Raw genomic sequence first — 19,549 nt, 5'->3', positions numbered from 1 at the left:
TATTTCTGCTCCCTACTAATATTACCGACTATACTCTATCTCTTGTTAATTTAATTTTTTGTCAGCTATGCCTAAATTGTTTGCAAGTCCAAACAAAGAGCCGATAAAGCCTGTGTCTTCTTTGCTCTCTGAAGCGGCTTGCTGTAGCTTTAGCAGTGCTGCCGACACTGTCAGATTTTTAATGTCATTGGATGATATACCATACTTATCCGCTAATCCGCGTATTTTTTCGGCAAGATCTACATTTCCATGTTCGCCAATTAATGCGTTTTTAATCGCCGTGGCATGCTTCGAGTTATCGATAAGATGATCAAATCCTTTTGAGTTCGATACCTGACGTACAATATTTTCAAAGAACATCGTTTCGCCACCTACAATGTCAATTTTTGCAGATTTTAACGCCTCTGATAAAACACCAGCTTGTGCTGTTGCGATGTCCTTCTGTATGTTGATATGCGCCAATTCGATGTCTCTTTCTTTCTGCAATTGAAGTTTGAATTCCTCATGTTCCTTGCCCACGCCATCAAGTTGCTTCATAGCGGCAGCCTTTTCTTCTATTCCTTTGGCTTCTGCTAATGCTTTCTCGCGCACGATTTCAGCTTGTGCTAATCCCTCTTTTCTCAGTGCTTCCGCTTTTTTCTCGATCACGGATGCTTCGACAGTACCTTGTCTTTCTTCCGCTTCTGCCTTTGCAATCATGACTTCGGCTTCTGATAGACCCAACGCAGCTTCCTCTTTGGCCTGTGCTTCGGCAATGATTTTGCGGGCCTCCGCTTCTTTCGTCGAAGCCTCTTTCTTCGCTTCGGCTTCGATCAGAAGTTCTTGTGCCTTTTTTTCCGCAATTTGACGTGCCGCTTCGGCATCGATTACTTTTTTCTCTGCTTCCTGCTCTGCTGCAATTTTAGACGCTTCTGCTGCCTTTACCGTCGCGATTAAACGCTCTTCAGCTTCCTGCGAAGCGGCAATAACGCCGGCTTGTTTCTTGCGTTCTACATCACGATAAACTTCCAGATCTCGAACAGACTGTTGTTCTTCGATAACTCCTTTTTCAAGCTGCACACGCTCCTTGATAACATTTTGTATACTCTTCTTTTCTGTCTCAATAGAACGCTCTTTGTCAATTTGCGCGAGCGTAACGATACGCTCGCGTTCTGTTGCTTCTAAGGCACGATCTTTCTCTACACGTTCCGTTTCTATCGCGTCTGTGCGCAACTTACTCTTCTCCGCAATAATAATTTGGCGCAATTTGTTTTCTTCTTGTATCGCCAGTTGTTCTTCTGTAGAAATGCGAACCGTTTCCGCTTTTAGGCGTTCTTCTTCCCGAACTTTCGTAATTTCAGCCTCTTCCCGAGCCTTGATGTTATCAATCTCACGCTTTTGCTTTTCCTCTTTCTCCGCCAGCTGCCGTTCCAACTCTAGAATAGCTTCACGCGCCTCTACGTTTTGTTTTTTTATAACTTTTTCCTCTTCCCGTCGAATAAGGTTTGCATTGATATTCTGTTGGGCGGTTAATTCCGTGATCTTTTTTATACCTGCTGAGTCCAGGATGTTATCGGCACTCAAGAATTTAAGTTCTGTTTGTTCGAGGTAATCAATGGCGCAATCATCCAAGATGTAACCGTTGAGGTCTGTTCCTATAATATTTAAGATTTCTTCGCGGAATTCACGACGGGCTTCGTAAAGCTCGATGAAATCAAACTTCTTACCTACAGTCTTTAGTGCTTCCGAAAATTTGGATTCAAAAATACTTTTTAATGTTTCCGGTTCGCTAGCGCGGTCGCAACCTAGGTTTTGGGCGACGTTGATAACGTCATCAACGGATTTATTCACACGAACAAAGAAAGCGACTTTGATATCTGCCCGGATGTTGTCCTTACAGATTAACCCGTCGTGTTGCATACGTGCAATTTCTATTTTCTTTACAGAGATATCCATGATTTCCATACGATGGAAAACCGGAACCACGTACATACCCTTGTTAAAGGCTACTTTTGATCCGCCAACTCCCGTACGGACAATCGCCTTCCCCTGTGGGATTTTTTTGTAGAACATGCTGAGTACTACAAAAAAGGCTAAAATCAGGAATACTACAGCGCCTACAGCAATCAGAACGACTCCTGTTACGCCATCTACAAACAATAAGGTGCTATTTGTCATGAGGCAATATGATTTAGTGAATGTTGTTTAAGGTTATTTCTTTTTTTACGTAATAGAATTTCCGGTCTGCTGCTTCATCGACGATGGTGACTTGGTCGTCGTATGCAATTTTTTCGCCATTCAAACTTTTTACATTTAGGCGAATAACGTCGCTATCAATGATGAGTTCAACGGATCCCAGACGATCATGCTCTATGCTGCTGCGCATTTTGCCTGTGCGACCGAGGAAATCCAAGGACTCCTCACCGCTGTATCCGACCTTTTTATAAAGTTTCGCCAATGGAATGGTGACGTAGTGCATAAAAAAGAATGTCAATAAGAAGACAGGAATTAAGATAAGGACTGATTTCCAGCCATATTGTGCTAAATTCAGAGCCAGCGAGGTAGCAATGGTAACGAGCCATCCAATAAACTTGAAAAGGGTAACGATTACCATAAAGGGGGCTTTTCCGATATTAATAAAATTCATTGCTTTAGTTAATAGTGAGGCTTCTCCACCTTCCGCTTGCAGGTCTGCATCGTCAGGACCATCTACCTCGTGGACATCGGCACCATCAAAATCAAGATCTACATCTGCATCCCCAAAATCAAAGCCTTCGCCGATCAGCATGGTAAAAAGCCAATACAGTAGCGATATACCCGTTAGTACGGTCATGATGGCATTGGGAAGTGGATTGAAGAGTATGTTTAAAATGGCGTCCATAATTGACATGAGTTAAATTAAAAGTTGTTTATTACACGAGGCGACCTTTGGGTCAATCTAAGCCAAGCTGTTTTTTCATCGCTGTCAGCTCTTCTTGTACGATTTCCTGTACATTTGGAGCCGGAGCGTTGCTTTTTGCAATTTCTGCATAGGCTTCTGCTAAAGCTTCGTCATTCTCGACTTTTCGTTTGATGCGTTGTAGCATATCCAACGTACTATTTGTTTCAATATTTGCCATTTGTTGGTTCGCTAACGAGGCGGCTTCATGTACACGTTTTTTTGCTTTCAGTGTCGTCAGCTCTTTTTCCCACTTGGAAATATTATACTTTAAGATCTCAAGATGTGCGTTTACTTCTTCAAGTTTCTGCGTATGTTCTTTGCTTTCGCCTTGTTGTCGATATTGATCCTCTGAAGCCTGCTTTTTTAACAACAATGCTTCTCCAGCCAGCTTTTCTGCAAGAGGGATCTCCAATTCGCCTTGTTGTGCTTTCGTCAGAATCAATCGAGCCTTATCCTCGTAGTTTTTGATCGCGTCCTCCTTCTCCTGAATCTCTTTTTGTGATCGCAGTAACGTAGCTTTAACTTTCGCCAGTGCTTCCGTTGTTTCGGCCAACTGGATTTTCATATCGCGGATCCCTTGTTCTGTAAGGCTGATCGGATCTTCCATTTTATCCACAAGCGCATGGATCTCTGCTTGGCCTATCTTTAAAATTCTTTTGAAAATATTCATCACATTATCTTTTTGAGAAATTTATTAGTTGTTCGTAATATTCGCTGAGTAAAAGCGAAAGAGAGTTAATAGCAGCATCAAACTCATTCTGGTCAAGATTATGGACCTGAAGTGTGTATCGAAAAATAACTTTTTTCCCGTCTTCAGTCAAAGCGAAGCCGCCATGGATGATATCCCTGTTTTTTATAAGCAATGCTTTAAATGTTTCTATGCGATCTTCGGAGAGCGTGAATAAATACTGTTCAAAAATGATGACTGGGGGCGCTACGCCGATAATAAGATTGCGGATGCCATCTGTATCACTCTCGATGATAAAGAAGCCTTCTTCCTCATTCTTTCTGTGAATGGAAAATCCCGTGTTTTCGATGTATTTTTCAACTTTATGGAATGGCATGGCTAATTAAATTGTATATTTGCTTATATCTTTTGCATAAAGATAGTGAATGCAAAAATATTTTGCAAATAAAATTACTAGAAAGTTTGAAATGAGTCAGATTGGGAATAATATAAAAAAGCTGAGAAACGTGAAAGGACTAAGTCAGCAGGCTTTTGCAGATTTATTTGGATTGACAAGAGGTAATATTTCTTCCTATGAAGAACGCAGAGCAGAGCCTAAAATCGAAATTATGCTGCAAATTGCAAAATATTTTAGCATACCCATTGCCGAATTGCTGGAAAAACAACTTACAGTGAATGAAATTTTAAATTTTGAAGATCATTTTGTTATAGAGCAGCACGAGACGGAAGCTTCCCGGTTTACAAAGATTCCATTTTTAAATCGTGATTTTTTCTGGCATAGAGAGCCACATGCAATTTCTTATGACGGATTGCCTTCTTTACTTTTTCCGTTGGATACGAATAACAAACTTTTGGCTATCGAGAACAATACCTATTTAGCGCACCCTAGCATATTCCCTTTTGAAGAAAACGCAATTTTATTCTTTGAGCAGGTAAAGGTCGATATTCTCCATACGTTGGATGATCATATTGGTTTTTTTGATGGTGATGATCCTTTTTTTGGGCGTTATGAGATACAAGATGCTGATATTGTCTTGGTTTTGAATCAATGGAAGAAGGCTTTGTTTTCGGTAGATGATCAACCGCATTTTTGGAAACTTCTCGGACGTTTTGAACGTGTACTGTAAGAAGGTATATATATCGTTGTGACGATAAAAATTAAAGGACTGCTTGTAAAGAACAGTCCTTTAATTTTTTTAGGCCATTTCTAGCTTTAAGAAACGAGCAGTTTCGTTCTTTTTTTCCTTAATTAAATCTTCCGGAACACCCGAAAACATCAATTGCCCGCCATTCTTCCCGCCCTCTGGGCCCATGTCAATGACCCAGTCTGCTGTTTTCACGACATCAAGGTTGTGTTCAATGATAAGTACGGTGTTGCCACGATCTACTAATCGATTGATCACCCCAAGAAGTACATTCACATCTTCAAAATGTAGCCCTGTGGTTGGTTCATCTAAGATATAGAAGGTATTGCCGGTGTCCTTCTTAGATAGCTCGGTCGCTAATTTAACACGCTGTGCCTCGCCTCCTGAAAGTGTTGTGGAGGATTGACCTAACGTAATATACCCTAGTCCAACATCCTGCAAGGTTTTGATCTTTCGATGGATAGAAGGGATGTTCTCAAAAAAATCGACAGCTTCGTCAATGCTCATATCCAATACGTCGGCAATCGATTTTCCTCGGTAGCGAACTTCTAAGGTTTCCCGATTGTAGCGCTTGCCTTGACAGGTCTCGCAGGGAACCTGCACATCTGGTAAGAAATTCATTTCGATAATTTTCATTCCCCCGCCTTGGCAAGTCTCACAACGCCCTCCTTTGACATTAAAAGAGAAGCGTCCAGGTTTATATCCTCTGATTTTTGCTTCCGGTAGTTGAACAAAAAGCGTACGGACATCTGAAAAAACACCCGTATAGGTTGATGGGTTTGATCGGGGAGTTCGACCGATAGGACTTTGGTCTATCTCGATTATCTTATCAATGTGTTCCAAACCTTCAATCTTTTTATAGGGCATTGGTGTCGTTTTTGCCCGGAAGAAATGTTTGTTTAATATCGGGTATAATGTACCGGTGATTAAACTAGACTTTCCGGAACCTGAAACTCCTGTTACCAGGATCAATTTGCCTAATGGAAAGTCTACACTGACATTCTTCAAATTATTGCCTGTGGCTCCTTGAAGCGAAAGGGTTTTACCACTGCCACTACGGCGCTCTTGTGGAATAGCTACCTCTTTTTTTCCGTTTAGGTAACTTGCAGTAAGGCTATTGGATTTCATGATCTCTTTCGGCGAACCCTGAGCAACCACTTGTCCACCATGTATACCTGCTTCGGGGCCCATATCAATGACATAATCAGCGTGTAAGATCATGTCTTTGTCGTGCTCCACGACCAAGACGGAGTTTCCGATATCCCGTAAGTTTTTTAAAGAACTGATGAGTCGTTCATTGTCCCGTTGATGTAGACCGATGCTCGGTTCATCAAGGATGTATAGTACATTCACCAATTGGGATCCGATCTGTGTCGCCAGACGTATGCGTTGCGCCTCTCCGCCGGATAGCGTCTTCGAAGAACGATCTAACGTGAGGTAGCTTAAGCCAACATCCAAAAGGAAGCCAATACGGGCGCGTATTTCTTTGAGGATCTCTGCAGCAATAGTGTTTTGTCGTTCGTTTAAACGTGTTTCAATTCCTTCAAACCATTCTTGTAAACTACTAATGTCCATTCCTGCTAATTCCGAAATGTTTTTATGGTCTACTTTAAAATGTAGAGATTCTTCCTTAAGCCTCGCCCCGGCACAGCTTGGACAGGTCACCCGTGTGCGGAAGTCATCTAGCGCAGGCGCATCGTCGGAGCTTTTTCCATTAATTTCCTCCAACATCTTAAAAATGCCAGAGAACTGTACTTTATATTCTCGAGAGCCGTAGCTTCCGTAGGAAACGGTAAGATGCATTGGCTCCTCGCCCCCAAAAAGGAGTGAGTCTATCTGCTCTTCGGTTAATTTCTCGATAGGTGTTGTTAGCGAGAAGTCTAGTTTTTTAGCAACGGCTTTGATGACTTCGAAAGTCCATGATTCGCGTACTGGACCTATAGGTAAGATCGCCCCTTTCTGTATACTTAGCTTCCGGTCGGGAATAACGATATCTTTATCAATTTCGAAGATATAGCCTAAGCCATCGCACTTTGTACAGGCCCCATAGGGAGAATTAAAAGAAAAGGTGTTTGGCTGCGGTTCGTCATAAGAAATGCCCGATTCTGCATCCATTAAATACCGGCTGAAAAAATGCTCTCGCCCTTCTTTGTTCGCTATTTTGATGATTCCCTTTGCGGTTTTCATCGCTTGCATAACAGAAGTGTATAGGCGCTTTTTATCACCCTCTGATGCATATAGGCGGTCTACAACGATTTCTATATCGTGAATTTTATAACGATCTACCTGCATTTTCGGTGCCAAATCCAATATTTCGCTATCAACTCTGACTTTAGTATAGCCTTGTTTTCTGATTTGCTCAAAAAGTTCACGATAATGTCCTTTTCGCCCTTTTACTACGGGAGCTAGGATATAAATGGCTTCGTCTTTAAACTCCTCCATAATACGCTCTACAATCTGCTCTTCCGACATGCGTTGCATTAATTTGCCCGTCACGTAAGAATACGCATCACTCGCTCGCGCATACAACAAACGTAGAAAATCATAAATCTCTGTGATGGTTCCTACCGTAGAGCGTGGATTCTTGTTCGTTGTTTTCTGCTCGATCGAGATAACAGGGCTTAGCCCGGCTATTTTATCTACATCCGGACGTTCCATTCCTCCTAAGAATTGACGGCTATAGGCCGAAAATGTTTCCATATAGCGACGTTGCCCTTCGGCATAGATCGTGTCGAAAGCCAATGAAGATTTGCCGCTTCCACTTAAACCCGTTATAACCACTAGTTCATTGCGGGGAAAGCTGACGTCAATATTTTTGAGGTTGTGCACACGTGCGCCAAAAACCTCAATTTCATGTTGTTCGCCTAAGTCTATATGCTTGTCTTGATTGGAGGAATTCATGCTACTTTGTTCTGAATTTTGCAAGTTACAAAGGTACAGATTTTTAAACGGACTCGTAGGCTAGGTTTCTCCGTAAATAATAAATTTTGATTTTTATTACACAGGATGAACGATTTGGCTGTTAATTTGTATTTTGGATAGATAAACAGGAGACCTTGAAAAAGCTGGACTTAACAAAACAAGAAAAGGAAGTCGTTGAACATGCGCTGCAGCATTGGAAAGATCAACAGCTTTTGGATGGAGCCAAGGCAGATGAGCTGCGTCAGAATATCGATGAAAAGAGTTTTGAGTGGAAAACGTTGGCTCGTTACGCATTTTGGGTGGCGCTGGTTTCACTCGTTTTTTCTGTTTTTTCATTGTTTGCGGATAATGTACTGGTTCGTTTTGTAGAGCGCTTTTATGAAACGCCAAACATCGTTTTTTGTGTGTTTTTCGCGGGATTAGCAGGCTTGTTTTATGCGCTAGGATTCCGAAATAAAAAGCGACATCCAGAAAATACCTTTTCAAATGAAACCATGATGTTGGCAGGTTCCTTTTCAACTGCCGCCTGTATCGGTTTCCTAGGACAGGTGCTTGATCGAAATACCAGTCAGTATACGTTGCTGTTTCTTTTATCGATTATCATCTATGCGGTCTTATCGGTTAAGTTGCAATCTAAACTGATTTGGGTGTTTACATTAGTCGCTCTAGGTATTTGGTTTGCGACGGAAACCGCGTCACATAGCAATTGGGGCTTTAAATTTTGGGGAATGAATTATCCCTTGCGCTTTACGCTCTTTGGGTTATTACTGACCTCTTTTTCTATTTGGGCACAGCCTCGTTTCAAGCCATTGCAACCTTTTCAGTCTACAAGTTATGTCGTCGGGTTACTGTATACGATGATCGCCCTTTGGTGTCTCTCGATATTTGGAAATTATGCAAGTTTCGATGCGTGGACCCAGGTACGTCAATATCATATTCTTTACTGGGGACTTTTAGCGCTGGTATTGTCATTATCCCTCGCGCTATACGGGATGAAAGCGAAAGATTACGTATCGCGGGATATAGGATTCGTCTTCTTTATTCTCAATTTGTACACCCGTTTTGTGGAATATTTGTGGGACAACATCAATCGGACCATCTTCTTCCTTATTCTAGCGGTTTCGTTTTGGTTCGTCGGAAGATGGGCCGAAAAAATTTGGAGTAAAGGACAATCTAATTGAACTTTAAACTATATGTAATGTCTACTCCACCGGCAGAAAGCATATCGTGAACGGAGCAATATTTTTTTACGGCTAGTTCAGCTGCTTTTTGTGCTTTCTCTTCGTCAATTTGCCCATGTAGACTAAATGTGATATGGATATGTGTAAAGATATTGGGGATTTCTTCACGGCGCTGCCCCTCGACCTCGACTTGAATATCCGTTACATGTTGTCGCTGTTTTTTTAAAATACTGTGTAAGTCAAAGACACTGCAAGAACCTAGTGCCATCAATACCAACTCCATCGGGCGTACACCTTTGCCTTCTCCGCCAATGCTCTCGGAGCCATCTATGTTTATTTTTACATTGGAAAGTTCGCTGGAGCCTTCGAAATGTACGGCTTCGTTCTTCCGGTTTAAGTGAATTTTCATATCTGCGTAATTATTTTATTGGTATGCGTGTTCATTACCATAAACACGTTGTTGTTCTACGAATATCCAAATTATCTTCCTTTGTAATTGCCCTTGATGGCCTGAAAGAGCACATGATGTTTAGGGGCATTCAGAAATAGGATATGGGATACTTCCTACTCTCAAAGTTACGCTTTCTTTTCAAGAAAAGGAAGGCGACTGCATATGGCTTGTTGTTCGATGTGGATTTGATGGAAAACACGAAGCGGAATAGAGGTCATGTTTTGATCTATATGGCCTTTATTCCGCTTTGTTCATTCATCCAAATTTCGATACATCGAAGTCCTTAAGGAAGTTTTACCCCACGGTATTGGGATACGTCAACTTTTGGAATTTTACTTCCGTATTGTGCATTGATTGCATTGATGAAGAGGTTTGCAATCAGTGCGTTACCTATTGGTGTTAAGTGTACGCCATCCAAAGAGAAGGCATTTCCCGTTATGTAGGATGCATTGATTTCTATACCGTTGTACATGATGCCGGGATTGGCAACCTGATTAAGGTAGGTATTTGCATCTGCAAGTGCTAGATTATGATCTTTCGCTACTGTTTTAATAATTGTATTAAAGCTGTTTATGCGTTCGGTTACTTCTACAATTTCATCCTTATCCAAAACCAATTTATCGACGAGGGGATTCTGTATAATTAACCCGTAACCAGGAATGCCGCTGCGTGTAGTTCCTAGGGTGTCGGTAGGGAAGTTTAATGGGAAAAGATCCTCACTTGTTGCTTCTCTTGGACCCGATGCCGTTTGGATATAGATTTTAGTGTACTGCCCTCCGGTAGCAGCCGTTACGCCAGCAATCAGTCTTGCATAGGTCACCGTATTAAAGAAGGGAATCGCTGTTACATTCGGAATTGTGGCGACAACACCTTTTTGCTGGTTTTTGGTTAGTTCGGCAATAAAACTGCTATATGCTGTGGCGAATGTCGCTTCGCTTGTCAACACAGTCGTTAGATCGGTTGGGTCGGTGTATGCTCCATTGGTTGCATAACCAAGTACATCATTGTTTCCAAGCCAGAAGCTGAAAAAAGTATGGTTTTTTCGGGTGGCAAAGGAAAAATAAGAAGTAGAGCCGACCTCTGCATCTGGCAATAAGCGCTCGAAATACATGTTTAATGCGCCAAAAAGACCAACACTGGAAAGATCAAGGCGCATGCCGGGTACTCCTAAGTTTTCGATCTCATCGGTATATTTTGTCAATTTGCCAGCCGCTCGGTAAGCGAGGTTAGTTTCTACCGTGTCCAAAACAGGCTGCCCATCGACTAAGCCGATCAACTCCATATAGCCTGATCCGTTGCGCTGGTCTTCAGAGAAAAAGGGGCTACGGAACTCCCCACCGCCAACATGCTTTAATTGTTGAGCAATAAGGTTCGGATAAGCGACCTGTTGGCCCTCTAAATAGAGTCCTCCATCGGCAAACCCCGCGGTTAGAGAATTGCCTACAGCGATATATTTTGAGAAGTCCGCTTGCCCTGCGGAAGCTTCAAAACTCTCGATTTCTGGCTTACAAGATGATACGAATGTAACAGCCGCTGCCGCAATAAAAAAACAGGTGTGTTTGAATATCGTTTTCATAATGATTACCATTTATAAGTTAATGATAGACCTGGTGCATGTATGTTCGTTTTATAAGTTCCTGAAAGCCCTGTCTGAGCACTCGTAACGGTACGTTCTAAAAGCCTTTGGAAAACATAGGCCGCTGTGAGGTCCCACTTTTCGCCAATGTCGTAGGTGAATCCTACCGATCCCATGATGCGGTTGTTATCTGGGGTCTCTGGCGAAACATAAGGCCCCTTGACAGGTGAATATACATAGCCCGTTCCTGCGCGGAGGGTAAGTGCATCCGTCGTCTTATAGTTTACCCCTACCTTGGCAGAAAGGGCATTTTCATATCTTTTTTCCTGTCGCGTATCCTCTAGAGCAGATGTATTATCTTTGTAGTCGAACACGAGCTCCTTATATATATCATAACCGATAAATGTCGCATCGGCAGCAATGTCTACTTTATCGCTAGCAGGGAAGCTTAAGCCAATGTTGAAAGATGCGGGAAGTGGAAGCTCAGCATCAAATGTGGTGTTTGGAAATAAATTGCTAACCGCGGATGGAACTGTAAACTTTGCATCGCCATCCTTGAGCTTAGTGACAACCTTAGAGCGATAGCTTAAGGATAGGGCGAAATTATCTTCTAAATGGTAGTGGACGCCTATATTAAAACCAATCCCAGTTCCAACACCTGATAGTTCTGCTTTTCCTGCCTGTCCATCTGATGACGCGAGCGGAATGGAGCGCGAAAGATCTACGAGTCCCACATTGTATACAAAACCACCACCTATACCAAAATTCTCTGTCAATTTAAAACTCAAAGTCGGCTGTATATAGATTGCGCGCATCTGCAGATGATTTAGTTCGTAACGGCCAGGCCATTGATCGCCCCAGTCAACCGATCCACCAAAGGGAGTATATACGCCTAAGCCTGCTTTCCACCAGCTATCTTTGGGCCCGAAAGTGGCAAAAACAGAAAAGGGAGGCGTAATTTTAAATTTCGTATTGTACACATCCGGGCTGTTCAATTCTCGAAATGCTGAACGATACATCACTGCGCTGGCTCCTACAGAAATGGCATTGTGACTCATTTTGGAAAGCGCTCCTGGACTGTAAAAAATAGAAGATTCATCAACAAATAATGCCGATCCGGCTCCTGACATCCCTACAGCTTTTTGGCTTTGTGTGTTTACTTGAGAACCCTGAGCCCAGATTAAGGAGGGGCTGGCAAGCATCAATCCGAGTAGTAATCTTTTCATACAAATGCTTTTTGGTTAGCGGATTATAACAAATATTATGCTAACATAGTATTTTTTTATTAGCAAAACAAATTTATGGCTGAAATAAATAAATGTTGAGTTAACACGTCTTGAAGCCGTGCTATAGCGCAGCGGGCACAAATTTGCAGTAGTAGACTAAATAAATTAAATTTGCTCATCATGGAAAAAGATCAATCTAAAATCATTCGCGAACAGGCACCTCGATCAGCGACACGAGAACATTCTGTTCCACTATACCTTACTTCAAGTTTTATTTTTGATAGTGCTGAACAAGGAAGGGCTATCTTTGCGGAAGAAGAAGAAGGGATGGTTTATTCGCGTTATGCTAATCCCAATACAACAGAGTTTATTAATAAGGTGTGTATTTTGGAAGAAGCAGAGGCCGGGCTTGCTTTCTCCTCTGGTATGGCTGCAGTATTTGCGTCATTTGCGGGGCTTTTGCGAAACGGCGATCATATTGTTTCCTCCCGTGCAATCTTCGGGTCTACCCATCAGCTTTTTACACAACTTTTTCCACGTTGGGGTGTCACACATACGTATGTGGATGCTGTTGATACAGCGGCTTGGGAAAAAGCGATCCAACCGAATACAAAAGTTGTATTTCTTGAATCGCCTTCCAATCCAGGGCTGGAATTAGCCGATCTTGAATTCCTCGGCAGTTTGAAGCAGAAATACCCAGACGTGATATTTGCTATCGATAATTGTTTTGCTACACCTTATCTTCAGAAGCCGTTAACGTTTGGTTTTGATCTTTCTATACATTCGGCAACGAAATATATGGATGGCCAAGGCCGTGTTCTGGGAGGCGTGATCGTCGGCCGTCAAGAGCTTATCGACCAATTGATGTTCTTTATTCGGCATACCGGTCCGGCGATGTCTCCATTCAATGCTTGGGTGTTATCGAAGAGCTTGGATACATTGGGTTTACGTATGGATAGGCACTGTAGCAATGCACTTGCTTTGGCGGAAACGTTGGAAATACATGAGGAGATTGAAGATGTAAAATATCCATTTTTACCTTCCCATCCGCAGTACGAGCTTGCTAAAAAGCAAATGAAAGCTGGTGGAGGAATTGTAACATTTGAGGTGAAGGGAGGAAAGGAAAGAGCTTATCGGTTTTTAGATGCATTAAATATGATTTTATATACGTCTAATTTAGGTGATGCACGCTCTATCGCTACGCATCCTGGCTCTACGACGCATTCGAAGCTAAGTGAAGATGAGCGTTTGGCCTTAGGGATCAAGCCGGGAAGCATTCGCTTGTCGGTAGGTATTGAAGATAAAGAAGATATTATCGGAGATATCCTGCAGGCGCTAGCTGCAACAAAAGGATAAGCGTCTTGGAAGAAGAATAAGATTTCAAGCATATTCATAAGAAAGGGGAAACATAACGATGTTTCCCCTTTCTTATGAATAAAAAATAGTCACTATTACAGTGCTGCTAAAGCACCTTCGTAATTTGGTTCTTCTGTTGTTTCCGCAACCTGTTCCGTGTAGACTACTGTTCCTTCTTCGTCAACAACAACGACGGAACGGCTTAATAAGCCAGCTAAAGGGCCATCTACAATGCGTAATTGATAAGCATCTGCGAAATTGCTGTCTTTGTATTCGGATAGTGTAATCACATTTTCTATTCCTTCAGCCGCGCAAAAACGTCCTTGTGCGAAAGGAAGATCTTTAGAAATGCATAATACAACTGTGTTTTCTAAACCAGCAGCCTTCTCATTGAATTTTCTTACCGAAGCTGCACAAGTCCCTGTGTCAACACTTGGAAAGATATTAAGAATAACTTTTTTGCCTTTGAAATCGCTTAAGCTTTTGTCTGATAGATCGCCTGCGGTTAATTTAAAATCTGGAGCAGCAGAACCTACCGAAGGTAAATTTCCTTCAGTGTTTATTTCCGTTCCTTTAAATGTAATTTTAGCCATTTTTTACAAGTTTGAATAATGAGCATTAAGGTACAAATATTATTTAAAAGTAGGAGAGAAAGATTCGTGGAATGCATAAGCCTTTTCGTTAAGGCTTTCATTTTGCTTTCGTAAGAACAGAGAAAGTCGTTGCTTTCGTTACGGTAAATCTCTTTGTCCTGTATACTATATATCGGTGATAATTGCTAATTTCACTTCCAATATATGACTGGTATGAAATGTCCATGCTTATAAAGCACAAACACGCATGAAAATAACTAAATCGTTTTTACTTACACTTCTTTTTCCATCTGTACTACTGGCGCAGGATGGGCCGAAGCCCTACGGTGTATTGCCTTCAGAGCGGCAATTGCTTTGGCACGAGATGGAGACCTATTGTTTGATTCATTATACACCTACAACATTTCAGAATAAAGAATGGGGGTATGGCGATGCAGATCCAAGTATCTTTAATCCTAAGCAATTTAATGCAGAACAGATTGCAGCCGCAGCCGCAGCTGGTGGTTTTAAGGGGCTGGTTTCTGTGGCAAAACATCATGATGGATTTTGCTTGTGGCCAACGGCGACTACATCGTATGGCGTTAAAAGTTCTCCGTGGAAGAATGGGAAGGGCGATATGGTCAAGGAATTTATGGAGGCGGCACATCAGCAAGGATTAAAATTTGGTGTATATCTGTCGGCTTGGGATAGAAACGACACCCGTTATGGGACATCTGCCTACCCCGAAGCATATCGGGCGCAGTTAACAGAGCTCATGACGCAGTATGGGGAATTGTTCACCTCATGGCACGATGGCGCTAATGGTGGGGACGGTTATTATGGAGGTAAAAATGAAAAAAGAATTATCGATCGTACAACATACTATGCTTGGCATGAAAAAACCTGGCCTATTGTTCGTAAAAATCAACCTCTAGCGGTTATTTTCTCTGATGTAGGTCCGGATATGCGTTGGGTGGGAAATGAGCATGGATTTGCAGATGAAACCAGTTGGGCGACTTACACGCCGAAGGGTATCGATGGCCGAGTGCCTGTACCCGGTGATTCAGATTACAGCGAATCTCCATCTGGTACACGCAATGGAGATTTCTGGATTCCTGCGGAATGTGATGTGCCGCAACGACCAGGTTGGTTTTACCATCCCGATCAGGATGCAAAAGTTAAAACACCGAACCAATTGTTTGAGATTTACTTGAAGTCCGTAGGGCGAGGGGCCAATATGAACTTAGGCTTAGCACCGATGCCTGAAGGTTACCTTCATGCAAATGATGTCAAATCATTGGAGGCCTTTGGACAGAAATTGGAAAAGACCTTTGCTAAAAATTTGGCGGAGGGAGCAACGATTAAAGCTTCTAACATTCGGGCAAATGCCGATAAATTCGGGCCGAAGTGGATTCTTGATCATGATCGTTATAGCTATTACGCTTCGGATGACGCTATTCATGAACCCATATTGGAGCTTACGTTACCTACAGCACAAACCTTTGATCTGATCCGTTTGCGGGAGAACATAAAGTTGGGGCAACGCTTGGACAGTGTGCTTATAGAGTATATGGAAAAAGGAGAATGGAAGCAGCTTGCTAAAGCAACGAGTATTGGTGCCAACCGTATTGTCAAGCTTGATAAACCTGTTACAGCAAGTCAATTGCGGATTAGCCTCTTTGCGCCAGTGGCACCAACCTTAAGTGATTTTGGTTTATACCGTGAGTTTGACGAGCCTTTTGCTTTTGACGAATCAGGAAAAGAATATGTGAAATTGAGCCCGTCGGACTATAGCATTAAAACAGCTAAAGGTTTGACGAAAAGCAATGATAATAACCCGGCAACATTTGAAAGTTTGACGGCCTTTCAAGAAGGTGTGATTTTCCAAGTAGGAACAACGGTATCTGCGATTGCTTATCTTCCTCGTCAGGATGGAATAAAGGAAGGCACTGCGCTTACTTATGAAGTAGCGACAAGCAGTGATGGTAAAGTTTGGAAGGTGATTAAAGCCGGTGAGTTTTCGAATATATCGGCCAATCCGATAGAGCAAGTAATCCACTTTGACACGCCGGTAAAAACGAAATTCATTCGCTTTACGCCAAAAGAAACTATTGGTAAAACGTTTTCTGTAGCTTCATTTACCTTGTTCAAATAGAGCGCAGTACCTTTTTGTTTCTTTTGCTTCACTCCATACTGCAAATGCGCTGTATTTACATGTGATTGGAAAAACGGAAACTAGAAGATGAGGAAAGGTCTTGGTGTCAGTTTATGGGGTTGGACTGTAACTTATTCGATTACAATCGTTTAATGTCGGATAAGTTTGTGCAGTCGCTTGTTTTTTATGTGGATAAATTCTACTTTCGGATTACCAATTAAAACTTGGAAGAATAATGAAAAATTTATCCAACATCGTTTGGTGTAGCTTTTCTATTTTATTCATCGTAATCCATGCTAGTTCCTGTAAAAAAGATGCCGATTCACAACATGATGGTAAAGAAAGTTACACCGTAGCCTTCAAATTCAAGGAATTTGAACAAGCTACCCTCCCGTTAAAGGGAAACACCGCTGCGAGGTCCGCTTTCCAACTGCGCTCCGCGACAACGACAACAACATCATCCACAGAAGAAGGTTACCTCTACTTTTGGTCCTTCAATCAAGGGACATTGGAGCCTGATATTGCTTTGGGCAATGGTTGGGAGATCACATACAACCAAGGACTGATTCCTACAGATTTTGCAACGGGTTGGAAGTACGATACCTATGCGGAAGGGCAGGCATTATCGATCAAAGGTGTTCAGGAGTTAATCATTAAGATCCCCCTAACACAGGTTTCTACGGTGAGTTCTTTAGGGTTTGACATCAGCTCTTCTGGTACGGGGCCAAAAAGTTTTGCACTTTCCTATTCGCAAGACGGAGTGAATTATACTTCGATTAGTGATGATAATCAATTTTCCAATACGAATACAGCGCAAGCAAAAAACACATTCACCTTTCAATTGGGTGCTTTAGGTATCGACCTCGCGAAAAATTTATATGTTAAGTTGATTCCCAAAGCTGGCGAACGTGGGGAAAGTAGCGCATTTAATGAAGCAACGGGTATCATGCGCCTAGATAACCTGCGCTTGATTGGTATGGCTGCTGAAGTAAGTCAAACCACCTTACAACAGTTACATTATCACATCTTTGATAAGGATTCTAAAAAGTTGGTCTCTTCGGGATTGCAAGATTATAGTGATGGATTGCTGGTCGATTTGAATATATCCTTGCCGCTTGGAGAATATCTGGTCTCTTTTGTAACGAACGATTCTGAAAAATACCTGCTATTACCCAACGATCCCGACGCTTTAGCATACTTCATCGGGAATACTTTTTCAAATTACAACGCGAAAATCTTTGGTGTTCTGGATACTTTTGTTGTTGCGGAAGATATGGAGGTAGATGTAGCGTTGAGGCGCTACTACAGCCAAGTGAAATTCGAGTTGACAGATACCAAGGATTTGTCAACAGTAGCTAAGATTGTGGTTAGAAGAAACCATGAGCCTGAATTTTATGCGCCGTTTAATACAGCTTTATCGAATCCTATCCTTGATCCGTCGGAAATCGTAATTTATCCTGCTTTTACAGCTTCGCTGAAAGAATTTTCTTTTAATCAGTTTATTGGAGATCGAACGCAAGCTCTTCCATTGTCTTATACGATTGATGTATATGATACGTTGAACAATGTAATTCGAAGTTTTCAGGTAGAAACTGCTATAAAAAATAATGTACAGTTGGTTTTTACCGGGCAACTACTCGTTAACACCGCTCCTGATGCAGCATTTTCGATCCGTTTTTATGAAGAATGGGACGATAATATCTCCATTCAATTTTAAAACAAAACAGCCGGGAACATATTGAACCCGGCTGTTTCTATGCCATATCAGCAAAAAAAAATTATGCAAGCTTCTCTAATAAATTGTTGAAACTTACAAGGTCGCCAATGATTCTTGTAAGATCGGCCGCAGAAACGCGTTCTTGTTCCATGCTATCACGGTGACGGATCGTGACCGTATTGTCTTCTAACGTTTGGTAATCTACTGTGATACAAAATGGTGTTCCGATCGCATCTTGGCGACGGTAACGTTTGCCGATTGCATCTTTCTCGTCATATTGAAGATTAAAATCTAGTTTTAACTTCGCCATGATTTCACGTGCTTTTTCAGGAAGCCCGTCTTTTTTCGTCAATGGCAGCACTGCTGCTTTAACTGGCGCAATAGCAGGGTGAAACTTCAATACAACACGAGAATCTTGCTTTTCCGCTGTGGATAGGTCTTCTTCTTCAAGTGAGTTGGCAAGAACGGTCAAGAAGAGACGATCCAATCCAATCGATGTTTCAATAACGTATGGAATGTAATTTTGATTGATCTCTGGGTCGAAATACTGTAACTTCTTCTTCGAGTATTCTTGGTGTTGTTTTAAATCAAAGTCAGTACGGGAATGTATACCTTCAACCTCTTTGAAACCGAATGGGAACTCATACTCAATATCCACTGCGGCATTGGCATAGTGAGCCAACTTGACGTGATCGTGGTATCTGTATTTTGTAGAATCAACGCCTAAAGCAAGATGCCATTTAAGACGAGTTTCTTTCCATTTTGCGTACCACTCTAATTCCGAACCTGGACGAACAAAAAACTGCATTTCCATCTGTTCAAATTCGCGCATGCGGATGATAAATTGACGTGCAATCACCTCGTTCCGGAATGCTTTTCCTATTTGCGCGATACCGAAAGGAATTTTCATGCGACCGGTTTTTTGGACATTAAGGAAGTTAACAAAAATTCCCTGTGCGGTTTCCGGACGAAGATAAACCTGTTCAGCGCCGTCTGCCATAGCCCCCATTTGGGTAGCAAACATAAGATTGAACTGCCGTACATCCGTCCAGTTTTTTGTTCCGGAAATTGGACACACGATGTTATGCTCTTCTATTATGGTTTTCAATCGGGCAAGATCATCTGCGTTTAGAGCAGCATCAAGATCCTGTTGTAAAGCCGCAGCTTTATCCGTTTTTCCATCTTTTTCGTAACGGTCGATTTTATCCTCGATCAATTGATCAGCACGGTAACGCTTTTTTGAATCTTTATTGTCAATCATTGGATCGTTAAAGCCGTCAACATGTCCTGACGCTTTCCATATCGTCGGATGCATGAAAATAGCGGAATCAATACCGACAATATTTTCGTTCAATTGAACCATCGACTTCCACCAATAGCTTTTTAAGTTGTTTTTTAACTCAGAACCCAATTGACCGTAATCATAAACGGCACTAAGTCCATCATAAATTTCACTGGATGGGAACACAAAACCGTATTCCTTGGCATGTGATATAATGTTTTTGAAAAAATCGTCTGTTTGCTTACTCATAAGCGGCAAATATAAAAATTAGATATTAGATTTGATATATGGACATGCTATCTTCCTTAGCTGCTCACATAGTGGAGCTAAGGAAAGAGAAATAGCCGTCTTGTATTAT

Annotated in this window: 15 protein-coding genes; 5 read left to right on the top strand and 10 right to left on the bottom strand. The window is 41.9% G+C overall.

Annotation, left to right across the window (positions count from 1 at the left end; translation table 11 throughout):
* Positions 1-45: 45 nt before the first annotated feature.
* From ACSZOX_RS06985 to ACSZOX_RS06970, 4 genes are read right to left on the bottom strand one after another with little or no spacing between them, the layout of a single operon-like run.
* Positions 46-2,157, bottom strand: a complete 2,112-nt coding sequence (locus tag ACSZOX_RS06985) for a flotillin family protein (RefSeq protein WP_437919140.1) — start codon at positions 2,155-2,157, stop codon at positions 46-48.
* A gap of 13 nt (positions 2,158-2,170) precedes the next feature.
* Positions 2,171-2,860, bottom strand: a complete 690-nt coding sequence (locus tag ACSZOX_RS06980) for a hypothetical protein (RefSeq protein WP_437919139.1) — start codon at positions 2,858-2,860, stop codon at positions 2,171-2,173.
* 52 nt (positions 2,861-2,912) lie between these two features.
* Positions 2,913-3,590: a PspA/IM30 family protein gene (locus ACSZOX_RS06975; protein WP_437919138.1), complete on the bottom strand. Its 678-nt coding sequence runs from the start codon at positions 3,588-3,590 to the stop codon at positions 2,913-2,915.
* A gap of 4 nt (positions 3,591-3,594) precedes the next feature.
* Positions 3,595-3,984, bottom strand: a complete 390-nt coding sequence (locus ACSZOX_RS06970) for a YbjN domain-containing protein (RefSeq protein WP_437919137.1) — start codon at positions 3,982-3,984, stop codon at positions 3,595-3,597.
* A 49-nt stretch (positions 3,985-4,033) separates the two neighbouring features.
* Between ACSZOX_RS06970 and ACSZOX_RS06965 the strand changes: the two genes are divergently transcribed.
* On the top strand, positions 4,034-4,735 hold the full coding sequence (locus tag ACSZOX_RS06965; protein ID WP_437919136.1) for a helix-turn-helix domain-containing protein: 702 nt from the start codon (positions 4,034-4,036) through the stop codon (positions 4,733-4,735).
* A 69-nt stretch (positions 4,736-4,804) separates the two neighbouring features.
* On the opposite strand, the gene uvrA is transcribed toward ACSZOX_RS06965, so the two are convergent.
* On the bottom strand, positions 4,805-7,654 hold the full coding sequence (gene uvrA, locus ACSZOX_RS06960; protein ID WP_437919505.1) for an excinuclease ABC subunit UvrA: 2,850 nt from the start codon (positions 7,652-7,654) through the stop codon (positions 4,805-4,807).
* Positions 7,655-7,809: 155 nt separating this feature from the next.
* Here uvrA and ACSZOX_RS06955 point away from each other — a divergent pair, with 155 nt between their 5' ends.
* Positions 7,810-8,856 (top strand): DUF2157 domain-containing protein, encoded by a 1,047-nt coding sequence (locus ACSZOX_RS06955; protein ID WP_437919135.1) that lies wholly within the window; start codon positions 7,810-7,812, stop codon positions 8,854-8,856.
* Here the strand turns inward: ACSZOX_RS06955 and ACSZOX_RS06950 are convergent.
* The 3 genes from ACSZOX_RS06950 to ACSZOX_RS06940 form a co-directional block, all read right to left on the bottom strand.
* Complete coding sequence (locus ACSZOX_RS06950; RefSeq protein ID WP_437919134.1) at positions 8,849-9,265, bottom strand: OsmC family protein; 417 nt, start codon at positions 9,263-9,265, stop codon at positions 8,849-8,851. The two genes, ACSZOX_RS06955 and ACSZOX_RS06950, sit on opposite strands and share 8 nt — an antisense overlap.
* 325 nt (positions 9,266-9,590) lie before the next feature.
* Entirely contained in the window at positions 9,591-10,883 is a 1,293-nt protein-coding gene (locus ACSZOX_RS06945; protein WP_437919133.1) for an SGNH/GDSL hydrolase family protein, read from the bottom strand.
* A gap of 5 nt (positions 10,884-10,888) precedes the next feature.
* Positions 10,889-12,109, bottom strand: coding sequence for an OmpP1/FadL family transporter (locus ACSZOX_RS06940; RefSeq protein WP_437919132.1), 1,221 nt, complete (start codon positions 12,107-12,109; stop codon positions 10,889-10,891).
* A gap of 180 nt (positions 12,110-12,289) precedes the next feature.
* Between ACSZOX_RS06940 and ACSZOX_RS06935 the strand changes: the two genes are divergently transcribed.
* The gene (locus tag ACSZOX_RS06935; protein ID WP_437919131.1) at positions 12,290-13,465 is read left to right on the top strand and encodes a trans-sulfuration enzyme family protein; all 1,176 of its coding nucleotides are present in this window, start codon (positions 12,290-12,292) and stop codon (positions 13,463-13,465) included.
* A gap of 95 nt (positions 13,466-13,560) precedes the next feature.
* Here ACSZOX_RS06935 and tpx read toward each other — a convergent pair whose 3' ends face one another.
* Positions 13,561-14,058: a thiol peroxidase gene (tpx, locus tag ACSZOX_RS06930; protein ID WP_437919130.1), complete on the bottom strand. Its 498-nt coding sequence runs from the start codon at positions 14,056-14,058 to the stop codon at positions 13,561-13,563.
* 247 nt (positions 14,059-14,305) lie between these two features.
* Between tpx and ACSZOX_RS06925 the strand changes: the two genes are divergently transcribed.
* Together ACSZOX_RS06925 and ACSZOX_RS06920 are read left to right on the top strand one after the other, a co-directional pair.
* Positions 14,306-16,192 carry an alpha-L-fucosidase gene (locus ACSZOX_RS06925; RefSeq protein WP_437919129.1) on the top strand — a complete coding sequence of 629 codons (1,887 nt, stop codon included), beginning with the start codon at positions 14,306-14,308 and terminating at the stop codon, positions 16,190-16,192.
* A gap of 235 nt (positions 16,193-16,427) precedes the next feature.
* On the top strand, positions 16,428-17,909 hold the full coding sequence (locus ACSZOX_RS06920) for a hypothetical protein (protein WP_437919128.1): 1,482 nt from the start codon (positions 16,428-16,430) through the stop codon (positions 17,907-17,909).
* Positions 17,910-17,970: 61 nt separating this feature from the next.
* On the opposite strand, the gene ACSZOX_RS06915 is transcribed toward ACSZOX_RS06920, so the two are convergent.
* Positions 17,971-19,440 carry a glycine--tRNA ligase gene (locus ACSZOX_RS06915; RefSeq protein ID WP_437919127.1) on the bottom strand — a complete coding sequence of 490 codons (1,470 nt, stop codon included), beginning with the start codon at positions 19,438-19,440 and terminating at the stop codon, positions 17,971-17,973.
* Positions 19,441-19,549: the final 109 nt, after the last annotated feature.

The organism is Sphingobacterium sp. LRF_L2 (assembly GCF_965644235.1).
In the GTDB taxonomy this organism is placed as follows: domain Bacteria; phylum Bacteroidota; class Bacteroidia; order Sphingobacteriales; family Sphingobacteriaceae; genus Sphingobacterium.
The sequence above is the reverse complement of the archived record's forward strand: the minus strand, read 5'-3'. Positions and strand labels throughout refer to the sequence as shown.

Excerpts from the sequence above, each read along its gene's own strand:
- ACSZOX_RS06920 (WP_437919128.1), top strand. The coding sequence starts at position 16,428 with ATGAAAAATTTATCCAACATCGTTTGGTGTAGCTTTTCTATTTTATTC.
- uvrA (WP_437919505.1), bottom strand. The coding sequence starts at position 7,654 with ATGAATTCCTCCAATCAAGACAAGCATATAGACTTAGGCGAACAACAT.
- ACSZOX_RS06945 (WP_437919133.1), bottom strand. The coding sequence starts at position 10,883 with ATGAAAACGATATTCAAACACACCTGTTTTTTTATTGCGGCAGCGGCT.
- ACSZOX_RS06985 (WP_437919140.1), bottom strand. The coding sequence starts at position 2,157 with ATGACAAATAGCACCTTATTGTTTGTAGATGGCGTAACAGGAGTCGTT.
- ACSZOX_RS06965 (WP_437919136.1), top strand. The coding sequence starts at position 4,034 with ATGCAAAAATATTTTGCAAATAAAATTACTAGAAAGTTTGAAATGAGT.
- ACSZOX_RS06935 (WP_437919131.1), top strand. The coding sequence starts at position 12,290 with ATGGAAAAAGATCAATCTAAAATCATTCGCGAACAGGCACCTCGATCA.
- ACSZOX_RS06975 (WP_437919138.1), bottom strand. The coding sequence starts at position 3,590 with ATGAATATTTTCAAAAGAATTTTAAAGATAGGCCAAGCAGAGATCCAT.
- ACSZOX_RS06925 (WP_437919129.1), top strand. The coding sequence starts at position 14,306 with ATGAAAATAACTAAATCGTTTTTACTTACACTTCTTTTTCCATCTGTA.
- ACSZOX_RS06915 (WP_437919127.1), bottom strand. The coding sequence starts at position 19,440 with ATGAGTAAGCAAACAGACGATTTTTTCAAAAACATTATATCACATGCC.
- ACSZOX_RS06950 (WP_437919134.1), bottom strand. The coding sequence starts at position 9,265 with ATGAAAATTCACTTAAACCGGAAGAACGAAGCCGTACATTTCGAAGGC.
- tpx (WP_437919130.1), bottom strand. The coding sequence starts at position 14,058 with ATGGCTAAAATTACATTTAAAGGAACGGAAATAAACACTGAAGGAAAT.
- ACSZOX_RS06940 (WP_437919132.1), bottom strand. The coding sequence starts at position 12,109 with ATGAAAAGATTACTACTCGGATTGATGCTTGCCAGCCCCTCCTTAATC.
- ACSZOX_RS06970 (WP_437919137.1), bottom strand. The coding sequence starts at position 3,984 with ATGCCATTCCATAAAGTTGAAAAATACATCGAAAACACGGGATTTTCC.
- ACSZOX_RS06980 (WP_437919139.1), bottom strand. The coding sequence starts at position 2,860 with ATGGACGCCATTTTAAACATACTCTTCAATCCACTTCCCAATGCCATC.